14 protein-coding genes and 1 pseudogene are annotated in these 12,700 nt (G+C 63.9%); 5 read left to right on the top strand and 10 right to left on the bottom strand.

Features of this window, described 5'->3' with window-relative positions; translation table 11 throughout:
- From OXF11_21925 to OXF11_21900, 6 genes and pseudogenes are all read right to left on the bottom strand, one after another.
- Positions 1-153: IS5/IS1182 family transposase (locus OXF11_21925; GenBank protein ID MCY4489746.1), on the bottom strand; the 153-nt coding region annotated here is incomplete at its 3' end.
- 60 nt (positions 154-213) lie between these two features.
- Complete coding sequence (locus OXF11_21920) at positions 214-594, bottom strand: glycosyltransferase (protein ID MCY4489745.1); 381 nt, start codon at positions 592-594, stop codon at positions 214-216.
- Entirely contained in the window at positions 594-1,067 is a 474-nt protein-coding gene (locus tag OXF11_21915; GenBank protein ID MCY4489744.1) for a glycosyltransferase, read from the bottom strand. The genes OXF11_21920 and OXF11_21915 overlap by 1 nt, the downstream gene beginning before the upstream one ends.
- Positions 1,068-1,188: 121 nt before the next feature.
- Positions 1,189-1,695 (bottom strand): annotated as a pseudogene (locus OXF11_21910) (hypothetical protein).
- Between the two features lie 35 nt (positions 1,696-1,730).
- Positions 1,731-1,928 (bottom strand): type II toxin-antitoxin system HicB family antitoxin, encoded by a 198-nt coding sequence (locus OXF11_21905; GenBank protein MCY4489743.1) that lies wholly within the window; start codon positions 1,926-1,928, stop codon positions 1,731-1,733.
- Positions 1,929-2,001: 73 nt separating this feature from the next.
- On the bottom strand, positions 2,002-2,955 hold the full coding sequence (locus OXF11_21900) for a dihydrodipicolinate synthase family protein (protein MCY4489742.1): 954 nt from the start codon (positions 2,953-2,955) through the stop codon (positions 2,002-2,004).
- Between the two features lie 176 nt (positions 2,956-3,131).
- Here OXF11_21900 and OXF11_21895 point away from each other — a divergent pair, with 176 nt between their 5' ends.
- On the top strand, positions 3,132-4,280 hold the full coding sequence (locus OXF11_21895; protein MCY4489741.1) for an ATP-binding protein: 1,149 nt from the start codon (positions 3,132-3,134) through the stop codon (positions 4,278-4,280).
- A gap of 15 nt (positions 4,281-4,295) precedes the next feature.
- Here the strand turns inward: OXF11_21895 and OXF11_21890 are convergent, their stop codons facing one another.
- Positions 4,296-4,736 carry a YHS domain-containing protein gene (locus OXF11_21890; GenBank protein ID MCY4489740.1) on the bottom strand — a complete coding sequence of 147 codons (441 nt, stop codon included), beginning with the start codon at positions 4,734-4,736 and terminating at the stop codon, positions 4,296-4,298.
- 308 nt (positions 4,737-5,044) lie between these two features.
- Between OXF11_21890 and OXF11_21885 the strand changes: the two genes are divergently transcribed.
- The gene (locus OXF11_21885) at positions 5,045-6,340 is read left to right on the top strand and encodes an MFS transporter (protein MCY4489739.1); all 1,296 of its coding nucleotides are present in this window, start codon (positions 5,045-5,047) and stop codon (positions 6,338-6,340) included.
- Here OXF11_21885 and OXF11_21880 read toward each other — a convergent pair.
- Positions 6,249-6,962, bottom strand: coding sequence for a response regulator transcription factor (locus tag OXF11_21880; protein MCY4489738.1), 714 nt, complete (start codon positions 6,960-6,962; stop codon positions 6,249-6,251). The two genes, OXF11_21885 and OXF11_21880, sit on opposite strands and share 92 nt — an antisense overlap.
- A gap of 229 nt (positions 6,963-7,191) precedes the next feature.
- On the opposite strand from OXF11_21880, the gene OXF11_21875 reads away from it, so the two are divergent.
- Together OXF11_21875 and OXF11_21870 are read left to right on the top strand one after the other, a co-directional pair.
- Complete coding sequence (locus tag OXF11_21875; protein ID MCY4489737.1) at positions 7,192-8,526, top strand: hypothetical protein; 1,335 nt, start codon at positions 7,192-7,194, stop codon at positions 8,524-8,526.
- 263 nt (positions 8,527-8,789) lie between these two features.
- Positions 8,790-9,431 carry a hypothetical protein gene (locus OXF11_21870; GenBank protein MCY4489736.1) on the top strand — a complete coding sequence of 214 codons (642 nt, stop codon included), beginning with the start codon at positions 8,790-8,792 and terminating at the stop codon, positions 9,429-9,431.
- A 53-nt stretch (positions 9,432-9,484) separates the two neighbouring features.
- Here the strand turns inward: OXF11_21870 and OXF11_21865 are convergent, their stop codons facing one another.
- Together OXF11_21865 and OXF11_21860 are read right to left on the bottom strand one after the other, a co-directional pair.
- Positions 9,485-10,213, bottom strand: coding sequence for an NDP-sugar synthase (locus OXF11_21865; protein ID MCY4489735.1), 729 nt, complete (start codon positions 10,211-10,213; stop codon positions 9,485-9,487).
- 5 nt (positions 10,214-10,218) lie between these two features.
- Positions 10,219-11,289: a phosphotransferase gene (locus OXF11_21860; protein MCY4489734.1), complete on the bottom strand. Its 1,071-nt coding sequence runs from the start codon at positions 11,287-11,289 to the stop codon at positions 10,219-10,221.
- 434 nt (positions 11,290-11,723) lie between these two features.
- Between OXF11_21860 and OXF11_21855 the strand changes: the two genes are divergently transcribed.
- Positions 11,724-12,548 carry a carbon-nitrogen hydrolase gene (locus OXF11_21855; protein ID MCY4489733.1) on the top strand — a complete coding sequence of 275 codons (825 nt, stop codon included), beginning with the start codon at positions 11,724-11,726 and terminating at the stop codon, positions 12,546-12,548.
- Positions 12,549-12,700 lie beyond the last annotated feature (152 nt).

The following is a 12,700-nucleotide window of genomic DNA, read 5'->3' as shown; positions in this document are numbered from 1 at the left end:
GTGCGAGTACATCTCCTCAAACTCCCGCGTCAGTCCTTCAAGCGCCCTGTTCACCATCTTCCGTATCGCTCGCAACGGATGGTCCGCTGGCACTCGCGCCTCCGGAGACACATAACTGAACATCCCTTCCTGACGCGGATCTGTTCCTCTCATCCTTTACTCCCTGTGACTACGAATATGATACTTATTGTTATCCGCGTCAGGCGGAGTTTTTCAACAACCTGCTAGGTCGCCACCTTGGAGTATTTCCCGAGGGCCGGAAGGACAATCGGTGCTGACGCACGGGCACCCGCACGCCAACGCCTCGATAAGGACCAACCCCAACCCTTCACGCACGGAGGACAGCACGAACAACGCGGCACGCGACATGTAGGCGAACGGATTGGTGGTCCACCCTGGCATCGAGACCCTATCCATGAGTCGGCTGTCGTTCACAAGACGTTCGAGGTCCCCTCTTTGTCGACCTTCGCCGAGAATGACCAGGCGGCAGGCCCGCTTCGCGGCGAGTCGGGCGAATGCCTGGATCAGGGTGGAAAAACCTTTTTCGGGGCTGAGGCGGCCGGCAGCCAGTATGACCGGTTCTTGGCCTTCCATTAGCCACGGATGATTCGGGCTTTCCGCGGCCTTGGCCGTTCCAGGACCGAGGTCATGGCTTCCGCCAGGGGTAAGGGGTCGCCCACCGGGACCAGCGGCCCTAGTTCTCCGCCCCGGAGAATTTCCGCGGGACCGGTAGGGCAGTCCGTGCTGACGCAGGGACTGCCGCACGCCAGGGCCTGAATGAGAACTCCCGGGAGACCTTCGTACCGCGAAGAGAGGACGAAGAGCGCGGCGCGCGACATGAAGGCGAAGGGATTGTCTACCCAACCGGGCAGGGACGCTCGGTCGGTCAGGCCGAGATTCTTGAGCAAGCGCTCAAGGCGTCTTCGCCTTCGTCCTTCCCCAAGGATGATGAGCCGACACGGCCGCTCCTCGGCGACGCGGGAGAAAGCCTTGATCAGCGTTGGATAGTCTTTTTGTGCGGAGAGTCTTCCGGCGGAAAGAATGACCGGCGGTCCCCCGTCCTCCATCCAGGGATGGGCGGCCGGACCGGCCATCCGAATGCTGAGGTCCGGTGTGACAACTGGGTTTATGGATGACCGAGACCTTGGTCGGAGGTACGCCGATCGTCCTGACCAGACCGTCCGCCACACCCTGCGACACGCACACGAAGTGTGACGCCTGACCGAACAGACGCCGGTAGGAGCGCCTATGGGCGTGCCGCCGGCCCTGAACCACATCGTTTCGGATTGTGGGCACGACCGGCGGCGGATGAGAGCCCGATAACCGACAAGCCAACAGGGTCGCGATCTTGGCGCGAGGCAGACTTGGAACGATGCAATCCGGTCGTTCACGGCTCACGTACGTCGAGACTGCGCGGACGTATCGGACGAGGCGCGCATCCGGGAGACAGAGCGGGTCCCACCGGAGCGCGTCCATAATGCTCAGCCAATCCCCCGATTTCGATGGCACTGATAGCTGAGTTAGATTGGCGAGAATCTCATTGGCCTTCACGCTCTTCTGCGTGCGGTCGTCCAGTATGCGATCTACGACGAAAAGGCGGGCCTTTCGCGGGACCTCCGCGGGATAGTGGATACGCGCCCCAAACAGGACGATGTCGACTCGGTGACCCCGTTCGATCAAGAGCACGCACCGCATCCAGATGGTTGATGCCAGGGAGCTTCGGCACGCTCTTATCCAGGGATCTCGACTTCCCGGATCTCGGCCCCCTCCAACAGGTCGTCGACGACGCTAAGGTACTCCCGAATGGCGACCCCGATATTGGCCAGCGCCTCTGCCTCCGTGTCACCCTGGGACCAGCAACCGGGCAGGCCGGGTGCTGACACACTGTATCCTTCGTCGGTTTGATACAGGGCAATCTTGTATCTCATGGCTTGCTCCCTGCCGGATCATACTCTCCGTCGTTGTGTGGTCAGGTACGGCTCATCCACGACGGCCCGCTCCTCACACCTGCAACCCGCACCCCTCGAACGCCTCCCGCGTCCGCTCCTTCTCCCCCTCCGTAAGCGGGAGGAACGGCGGGCGCACCGTGCCGCCGACCTGCCCCAGGAGTTCCTGCCAGTGTTTCTGGTGGGCGTGGGGCTTGCCGCCGGGGCGGCTGGAGGCCAGCGCCTCGCGCACGGGGTTGAGGCTGTCCCGGACCTGGCGCGCCTTCTCGGCCTGGCCGTCGAAGGCGAGCTGGGTGTACTCGTGCATGCGCCGGTCGTTCCTGGTCTGGAGCAGGTAGGGCGGCGAGGAGCACAGGTAGAGCTGCCAGCCCAGCTCCACGATGTTGTCGAGCCATTCCTCCTCGGAGGCGGTGCTGACGATGAGGCGGTCGCCGGCGAGCCGTGTGAGGTCGGCGTACATGGGCCGGGGCACGGAGTACTTGATGGCCACGATGTTGGGCAGCTCCGCCACGCGCTCGCACAGCTCCGGGCTCATCAGGTAGCCGGAGTCCGGGTGGCTCCACATGGCGATGCCGATGTCCACGCGGTCGCACACCGCCTTGTAGTAGTGGTAGACGGCGTCGTCCCGGTCGGTGACGAAGTGCAGCATGGGCGCGTGCACCACGATGTAGTCGGCGCCCACGGCCTCGGCGTGGCGCGCCAGCTCCACCACGGTGTCGAAGTTCTGGTCGGAGCAGGACATGATGGTGCCCGCCTTGCCGGCGGTCTCCTCCACGGCGATCTCGAAGTTGCGCTTGCGCTCCTCCAGCGACATGGTGAAGAACTCTCCCTGCTTGCCCGCGATGAAGAGCCCCTGAATCGCCAGATCGTCCACCCAGTGCCGGATGTTGCGGCGCAGCCCCTCTTCGTCGAACGAGAAGTCCTCCCTGAAGGGGTTCATGGCCGCGGCCCAGACGCCCTTCATGTTCGCGCGGGCGTAGTCCTTGGCGTCGTGCTTCGAGTACTTCATGGCGGTTCCCTTCCGGCGGCGGCCCTTCGCCGCTGTCTGTGAGGATGTGTGCCTGAATTCAACGAGTTGCGTATCCGAATTCGTTGCTGAATTCAATGCCGCGCCTGCCGCGGCGGACTCCGGACATGTCTGCAAAATGTTTGCTATGCTAGCACTTTTCGGCTATTTATGATGACATGATGTACACGCGGATCGCGCGGGCGCCGGCGCGCAGCTTCTTCCTCTTCGGTGTGCGGGGCGTCGGCAAGAGTTCATGGGCGCGTGCGACCCTGCCCGACGCGCTGCGTCTCGACCTGCTGGATGAAGCGCTGTTTCACGACCTGTTGGCCGATCCCTCGTTGTTCCGGAATCTGGTTTCGGCCATCCCGCCTGGCGATTGGATCGTCATCGACGAGGTGCAGCGCATTCCCGCTCTGTTGAACGAGGTGCACCGCCTGATCGAAGAACGCGGCCTGCGCTTCGCCCTGCTCGGTTCCAGTGCGCGAAAGCTCAAGACCGCGGGTACGAACCTGCTGGCCGGACGGGCCATCCGCAAGGCGATGTACCCGCTGGTCCCAATGGAACTCGGGGCTGATTTCAACCTCGAAGACGTGCTCGCGTACGGCAGTATCCCCTTGGTGTGGACCGCGGAGGGGCGTCGGGAGGTGTTGGAGAGTTATACGCAACTCTACCTCCGGGAGGAGATTCGGGCGGAGGCCGTCGTGCGCAATCTGCCCGGTTTCGTTCGCTTCCTGCCCATCGCCGCGTTGCTGCACGGACAAGTCCTGAACGTCGCGGGCATCGCCCGGGACGCCGGCGTGGCGCGCCCCACCGTGGCGGGCTACCTGGATGTTCTTGAAGACACGCTCCTCACCTGGCGCCTGCCGGCGTTCGAGGCGAAACTGCGGGTCCGTGAGCGGCGGCGGCCCAAGCTGTATTGGGTGGACCCGGGCCTCGTACGCGCCGTCAAACGCCAGCTCGGCCCCGTGTCCGCGGAGGAACGCGGGGCGCTTTTCGAGGGCTGGGTCCTGAGCCTGTTGCGCGCCCACGCGGAAGAACAACCGCTATTCGACAGCATCCACTACTGGGCACCCACGGAATCCAGCACCGAGGTCGACTTCCTGCTCCACCGGGATGCCGAATGCCTCGCCATCGAGACCAAGGCGGCCAAGCGGTACCACACCGCCCTGCTCAAGGGCTTGCGCGCCATCGCCGGTCTGCCGAACCTGGCCCGACGCATTCTCGTCCACGACGGCGCCCGCGCCTTCCGCACCGAAGACGGCATCGACGTGTGGCCCGTGAAGCGGTTCCTCGATGCGTTGCGAACGGATGGCCTCTGGCCGTGAAGCCGGCTCGTCGGTTTATTTGCCGGCGAGCAGCTTGGGCCAGTTGACGTCGCCCTTGGCGATGTTGCCGGGTATATCCCCGGACCACTGTTCCCGCACCCCGAGACTGAAATTGAGGTAGAGCTTGCCGTCCACGATGCTCCAGGCATCCGGATCGATGGACGCCGTGTACCCCTGGCTCACCGCCCACGCGCAATAGCCCCCGTACCTGGGCGCGTATTTCTCCGGGTCGCCCTCGAACAGCGCCTTGTTCCCGGCGCTGGCAAACGACCAGGTCGCTCCCTTCCATTCGACCCGATGGGCGCGCTTGCCCGCCACCGGCTTGCCCTCGGTATGGTAGGCCACCGGGTCGTACCCCCGGATGGCGCCGCCGAGATAGGTCGCGAACACCGGGTCGAGCGCCAAGGCCGTCCCCGCCGTCGCAAGCAGTGCCGTGACAAAAAGCGCGGCCACCATCGACCGCCGGATACGCCGTGCGCAATTCATGGATCCCTCCTGTCGGATTCCAAAGTTCATACCTACATTCCAGCCCATTCCGCGCGTGTTTTCAATACACCGGACCTCCGCCACCCCACCGAATCCAGGGTCAAGCTCGGAACGACGTTGGAGTCACCCCCGTCCCGGGCATCGGGTCAGGCCCTCCCGGTGATGTTGGGTCCGCCCTCCATTACCGGGAGGGCCTGACCCGATGCCCGCGCACCCCACCCCACCCCACCGCGCGCACGCTGGCATCCACCCCCTTTTCGCATGTACTATCCCCTCCCATGCCCACCCCCCGCCGCACCATCCTCGCCTGGTGCCTCTACGATTTCGCCAACTCAGCCTTCACCACCCTCGTGGTGACGTTCATCTACGCCGCGTTCTTCACCAAGGTCATCGCCCCCGACGAGGTCACCGGCACCTGGCTGTGGTCCCGGAGCGTCAGCATCACCGCCGTCGCGGTGGCCTTGCTGTCCCCGTTCCTGGGCGTCCTCGCCGACCGCGGCGGCTACCGCAAACGCTTCCTCGGGTTCTTCACGCTGGTGGCCGTCCTCGGCACGACGCTCCTCTACACGGCCACGCCCGGAGAGGTGGTCAAGGCGCTGTTCTGGTTCACCGTGGCCAATATCGCTTTCGAGATGGGCGGGGTCTTCTACAACGCCTTCCTGCCGGACATCGCCGCGCCGGACCGCATCGGGCGCGTGTCGGGTTACGGCTGGGCTCTGGGCTACGTCGGCGGCCTGAGCGCCCTGGGAATGGCGCTGGTGGGCTTCGTGGACGCCGACACCCCGTGGTTCGGTTTCTCGAAGGAAGGCTACCAGCACCTCCGCGCCACGAACCTGCTGGTGGCCGGGTGGTTCGCCGTGTTCAGCCTGCCGCTGTTCCTGTGGGTGCGCGAGCGCCCGGCCCGCCCCGGCGCCTCGGGCGCGCCGCTCGCCGACTCCGCGCGCCAGCTTGTCCGCACCCTGCGCGAGATCCGCCGCTACCCGGACATCTTCCGCCTGCTCCTTGCCCGCCTCTTCTACGCCGACGGCCTCAACACGATCTTCGCCTTCGGCGGCATCTACGCCGCCGGCACCTTCGGCTTCACCTTCGAGGAGCTCCTGTTCTTCGGCATCGTGCTCAACGTGGCCGCGGGCGCCGGCGCCTTCGGCCTGGGTTTCGTGGACGACTGGCTGGGGGGAAAGCGCACCATCCAGATCAGCCTGTTGGGCTTCATCGCCGCCACCGTGACCGCCCTGCTCACCGGCCGGCGCGCGCTCTTCTGGGCGGCGGGTCTGCTCATCGGCCTGTGCGGCGGCCCCAACCAGGCGGCCAGCCGCTCCCTCATGGGCCGCTTCGTTCCCGAGGACAAGAGGAACGAGTTCTATGGACTCTTCGCCTTCTCGGGCAAGGCAACGGCCTTCATGGGGCCGTTCCTGCTGGGCGAGTTGACGCGCCTCTTCGGCTCCCAGCGCGCCGGCATGGCCGTGGTGCTGGTCTTCTTCGTCATCGGCCTCGCGGTGGTCCGCCGGGTCGACGAGGAGAGAGGGAAACGGGCGGCGTGGGGGGGTCCCGCAGGAACGCTAGGGCGGCCTTGACGCGGTTGTCCACCCTGAGCTTGGCGAAGATGCTGGTCACGTGCGCCCGGACCGTGCGCTCACTGATGAACGTCCGGTTGGCGATCTCGTCGTTGCTGCATCCGTCGGCCAAGAGGGTCAGCACTTCCAGTTCACGCCGGGAGAGGCTCTTGAGCCCGGGCATCTCGTCCGGGGGCGGCTCCGCGTTGTATTGCGCCGCGGCAATGGCAGCGAACTCCGCCGCCCTGGGCAGCTTCTCGTCGATCCACAGACCGCCTTCGTGGATCGTCCGGATGGCCTGGAACAGCGCCTCCGGCGCGGCGTCCTTCAGCATGTAGCCCCTGGCGCCGGCCTTGGCGGTATCGACGATGCTGTCCGGATCCTCGTACGCGGTAAGGATCAGGCAGCCGGTTTCGGGGAGCTCCTGCCTGAGCCGCAGCAACGTCTGGACCGCTTCACCCCCAGGCATCCGGAGATCCAGCAGCAGCACGTCCGCCTGCCCCGTCACCACCGCCGGTCCTACCTCCTCCGCCCGCTCCGCCTCGCCGGTCACCAGCAGGTCCCGTTGCCGCGCCAGAAGCCGTTTCAATCCCTCGCGAAACAGTGTATGATCGTCGGCTAAAACCACCTTTATGGGTGCCATGGTTCCGTCTCCTCGGACGCCTCTCGGGCGAAAGTCAATTTCTTAGCGGATTGACCCCAAAAGTACAACCTGGGTACTACGGATATGGGGCCATGGACCCCCGATAGAAGGAAAACAGTACATAACGCCAATTGTATAGCGACGGGGAAAAACGTAGAAAGCCTAGAGCAGAAACAAGGGTTGCAGGATCAGTTTGACGTACCATAATCTCGTTACCAAGGAGGAGGTCATGAATAACGTGTTGAAGAAGGCGCTCGGTTTCGCTGGTGCCTTGGTTTTATCGGCAGGCATGGTGCTTGCGGCATCGCCGGTCCAAGCGTCTGACGTGGATGCGAGGATTCAAGTCCTGGAACGGGAGCTGGCACAACTGAAGCAGAATCAGGAGAGTGCTCTGGCGGCCGAGATGAAGGGGCCGTCGTTCAAGTATAAGCCCGGTGGTGGTCTGACGATTGCCGCGGCGGACAACAACTGGAGCATCCGTTTCACGCAGCGGCTGCAGGTCTACCACACTGTGTGGCTGAGCAACGAGAATCCAGAGGCTGGCTACCAGAACCTGGAGCTGCGCATGCGGCGTTTTCGGCCGACGATCAACGTCTCGTCCCAGCAGGGGTTTTATGCGGTCACCTGGCTGCTCAACGATGGTAGCGATGGCACCGCCTTCGGTGGTGACGGATACATCAATTTCGACAAGTTGAACCCGTGGCTCCCGAGCTTCGGCTACGGCTACAGCCCGAGCTTTGCGGGTAATACGCAGGCAGGCGCTTTCCGTACGGAAGACACCCCCCTTCTGGATGGCTTGGGCATCGGCGGACAGCAAGACGGAAGTTTCGTGCTGTCCTGGAAGAAGTTGCCCGGCATGGGTATTTCCCAGATCAGTCACCTGCAACTGGCGTGGGGCCAGGACAATCAGAGCGAAACAGGCGCGGGAGACGACGGCAATAGCGTAGGTTTCGCACTGGGTCTGAAGCCTCTCGCGAAGGCCAAGGGAATGGGCGGCCTTTCCGTATCGAGCCTTTCGTACAGCATTGGTTACCAAGCCCATACTGATACGTCGTCCGGTGTGAGAGCCCGTACCCCCAACTTGGCGAACAGGCCGAACTTGATCAACATCGGTGCCGTGAACGCCGACACGACGTACGTGTCCCACGGCTTGGGGTGGTCCCCGTTGAAGTGGCTGTCGTTCTCCGCCAATTTCGCCACCTATGAGAGGGATCCGGGTAGTGGTGTTGACGTCGACGCTTCGGACGTTCGGCTTGCGGCACGGATATGGCTGTGGGGGCCCAAGAGCGGCATGATGGGCGGAAGCAAGGGCGAAGGCGGTATCTACGTGGCTCCGCTCTACAACACCGCCGATATCGACTATGACGGCGGAAGCTCCGAGGTGACCAACAGCGGATTGGCGGTCGTCTACAATGTTCCCGGCGGTTGGATGCAGGTCCACGGTGTGTGGGATTCATTCGGTTGTGAGGGCGCCTGTCCCGGTGAGAGTTTCAAGGATGTCATAACCGAAGAAGGTGAGGACTCTTTCAACACCTTCACGATCGCCATCGAGTACAAGTTCTAGCAATTTATCCCGAACCGGATAGTAGACACAGGGCCGCTCCGTCACGGAGCGGCCCTGTTTTTGTTTGAATGAAAGTGAGACCAGATTCGCTTGACGAAGGGCGACAAGTGGAATAGATACTCGCAACGGCGTTACGGAAGGGTGGTCTTGCCGGGGTCGTGGTGTTAGTTCTTTGCGCGACGGGTGGCTAGTTCGCGACCTGATCGGGTAGGGGTTGGTGAAACAAAGGGTTCATGGGGGAGCAAATGGTGCGATTTCGGCACGTGAGTTGGGGCCTGCTCGGTGCGGTTGTGGTTTCGAGTATTCTGGTGCTGTCCGTTTCGGGCTGTTGGAGGCCTGCGGGTATCGGCGTGGGTGGCAACTACAACGACGCGTTGCTGGAGTTGGGTAAGACGCAAAGGGGTGGGGACGTCAGGAAGGCCATCGCACACCTTGAGTATGTGGTTCGCAGGAACCCGCAGTACAAGGACAGCCTCACGCAGCTAGGGCGTGCCTACTACTATGACGGCAGGTACGGCTCCTCATTGGAAGTGTTGAAGCGCGCGCTGGCGCTGAATCGCGAGGACGAGATCGGCTGGATCGTCTTGGGCTTGACGCAGATGCGGCAGGGCGACGACGAGGCTGGCCTGGAGAGTTTCAAGGGAGGCCTGACGTTGCTGGTCCAGACGACGAGAGAGGGCTACCGGGAAATCCCAGATGAGTTCTGGGACGGCAGGGGGGTCGTGCGCCGCGCCCTCCGGCGGAGCATTACATTGGCCCGCAAGGGTGTCCTGGAAAAACGCCGGATCATTCAGTCGGGGGAACTCTTACTGCACCGCATCGACCGTGAACTCTATGACGCCGAGGATGACCAACGCCTCAGCGAGTATCTGGATTCCCGGCGGGATCCGAAGAAGGACAACTAGCGCATCAACTCCAGTCCGGACCCGCTGAGCAGACACTGAGCGGCTTCGGTCGCCTATAGATAGTGGGGCCTGAGGCTACCGTCGCGCAACTGCGTTTCCGCGGCTGCCAGCCGCTCCGGAGTCCCCATATCCAGCCAGTCCCCGTCGCAGGGAAAGCCGCAAAGGCGCTCGCAGCCGGCGAGCATTCGGGGGTAGGTGGCGCGGGTGATACTGAAGGGCTCCGGACCTTCCATGTACTGGAAGATCCGGGGCTCAACCACGTGAACTCCGGTGAACATGTGCTGCTCCAATGCGGCCGGCGTGGCGCTCGGGGTTTCGTGGTGCAGCAGTTTGCAGATTGTTCCCTCGGCGTCGGTCCAGATGGCCCCGTACTTGTCGGCCAAGGGATCTTTTCTCAGGACGAGCGTTGCCGCGGGTTCGCGAACCCGGTGAAACCGCAGCACTTCGTCCAGCCGTAGATCGATCAGCACGTCACTGTTCATGATCACGAAGGTGTCCTGGTCCAGGAACCTCTTGGCTCCCAGGAGGCCGCCGCCGGTATCCAGCAGCACGGGTTCCCGGGAATAGGCGATGTCCACGCCGAAACGCGAGCCGTCGCCCAGGTGCTCCTCCACTCGATCCGCGTGGTGGTGGACGTTGACCACGATCTCGCGAATTCCGTAGTGGCGCAGCAGCATCAGCGGGTAGTCGATCATGGGCCGGCCGTTGACCGGGACGAGGCACTTGGGCAGGTTGTCGGTGAGGGGCCGGAGCCGGGTGCCCAGACCGGCGGCGAAGAGCATCGCCTTCACGAGATCTCCTCGAAGTGCGCTGCCAGGACGGGGAGGAGTTGTTCCACCCCCGGCGCCCGCCTGAGATTCCTGCCGATGCGTCTCAAGGTCGGGGCGATGTATTGCTTGTAGCCAGGCTTTCCCTTTACCAGGTCAAGGTAGCGAAAACGGCCCACCACCTTAAAGTCCCGCTGCAGTGCGGAGAGCAGGTAGGACTCCACGAACTCGTCCCGGCCGCGCGCGGACTCGCCCCATTCTTGCCAGCGTTCGAGATAGTAGTCGATTAGCTGCTCTTCCACTGCCGGAGTGACAACTTGATCCGTCTCCCGGTCGTTCAGCAGCGACGCGAGATCGTACTGTGCGGGTGCCAGCAAGGCATCCTGAAAGTCGATGACCGCCACCGCGTCATCGAGCGTCATCAGGTTCCAGCTATGGAAGTCCCGGTGATTGAGCACCCGCGGCTGAGCCGAAAGATGCCCGGCGATGCCACCGAAGGCCTCGTCCAGAAGCCGCCGTTCGGATGCCGGCAAACTCCCCTTGTCACCCGCCTCCAGGCCGTACTCGATGAAGTGATCGAACTCCCAAAGGTAAAGCCGTTGGTCGAAGGCCTGCCGGAAAGCCATGCATTGGTCGTTCCTGGCTCGGGTGCCGCCAATCTGAAGCACCAGCAACTCGTCTATGGCCCTTTGGTACCACTGCAGCACCTCCACTTCGGGCGCCTCCCGCACCCGGTCCCATAGGCTGGCGTCCCCTAGGTCCTCGAGGAGCATCAGGCCCTGCTCCACCCATTGGCCGTAAATCGCCGGCACCCGGACTCCGATCCCTTGGAGAAACCGGTGGACGTTCAGGAAAGGCAGCTCCTCCGGGGGCTTGTCGAACAGCGCCAGCTCCTCCGACGAGACCGGCAGCCCTGAGTCGTTCCAGCTCATGACGATCACCGAGCACGGGGCGCCCCGCGCGTCGAGGCTCACACGGAAATAACGGCGGGAAGACGCGTCGCCGGCCAACGCCTCCCACCCCCTCACCCGCGCCCCAGCGCCGAAGACTTCGGCCACCTTGGCCGCCAGCTTATCCTTCAGCCCCTGCATGGGTCTTGATGTAGCCAATGGGCTTGCCGAATGCCACAAGCGGGCACCAATCTCCCCTCGAAGCGTCATCCCCCGCATTCCAGGCTGGGTCAAAACTCCGTCTGGCCACGAGACGGCACTGCGCTACGGATCGTCCTTCCCGCGGAACAGGTTGTGTCAAGACTCCACCTTGGCCAGGAACCGGCAGCGCCACCCCGAAGCGTCATTCCCGCGGAAGCGGGAATCCAGGGGTGGCGAGGTGCGGAAACGCCGCTGTAGCGCCCCGCCACCGCCCCTGGATTCCCGCTTCCGCGGGAAATGACGTTCTGTTGCGTAGTTGCTTCATGGCCTGTCACCGCCTGTTCCCCGGGGAATGGCGGTTCGCAAGGTCCGTGCTCGCTTCCTCCCCCCGCGGAAATGTGTTAGCCCCCTCCCTCATGTCGTTCCGTGTCGGCATGGCTCAGATCAACCCCAGGTTGGGCGACGTGGGCGCCAACATGGCCATCTACGAGGCCCGGGTACGCGAGGCCGCGGCCGCCGGCGTGGATGTCCTCGTGTTCCCGGAGTTGAGTCTCACGGGCTACTTCCTGCGCGACATGGTCCCGGACGTGGCCGTCCGCCTGGAGAGCGCGGAGATGCAGCGGCTCCGGGAGCTCAGCCGGGAGATCGCCCTTGTGGCCGGACTGGTGCTGGAGAGCGCGGACCACCGCTACTTCAACGCCGCGGTCTACCTGGAGGAGGGGGAGGTCCGTCACGTCCACCGCAAGGTCTACCTGCCCACCTACGGCATGTTCGACGAGCAGCGCTACTTCGCCCGGGGCGACCGCGTGCGCGCCTTCGACACCCGCCATGGGCGGCTCGCGTTGCTCATATGCGAGGACCTCTGGCATCCCTCCACGGTCTACCTGGCGGCGCTGGACGGGGCCCTGTCCATCGTCTGCCCCTCTTCCAGTCCCCTGCGCGGGGTCACCGACGGGGCGGACCAGGACGACAACGCGCGCTATTGGGAGCTCATCACCCGGACTTACGCCGAGACCTACGGTCTCTTCGTGGTGCACGCCAACCGCGTGGGCTTCGAGGACGGCGTGGGCTTCTGGGGCGGCTCCGGCATCCTCGACCCCTTCGGCCGAACCGTGTGCAAGGCGGACTACTACGACGAGGCGTTCGTGGTCGGGGAAGTGTCCCCCGAAGCGGTGCGGCGCAAGCGCACGCGCGCGCCGCTCATGCGCGACGAGGACGTGGACCTCACCATCCGGGAGCTGGAGCGTATCCGCCGCTAGTGGTATCCGCCGCTAGTGTGGTGTCTGGTTAATTCGCATAATAATATGCGGAGGATTTTTCGTTGTCGGCAAGGCGCGATGACGAGCAGTGGCGGGTACCACGCGAGGAAGACCCCGGGTCAAGGCCCGGGGTGACGTAACGCAGCCGACGG

Source organism: Deltaproteobacteria bacterium (genome assembly GCA_026712905.1).
Classification (GTDB): Bacteria; Desulfobacterota; Binatia; order UBA9968; family JAJDTQ01; genus JAJDTQ01.
Note: the sequence above shows the minus strand (reverse complement) of the source record. Positions and strands in the feature narration are given on the sequence as shown.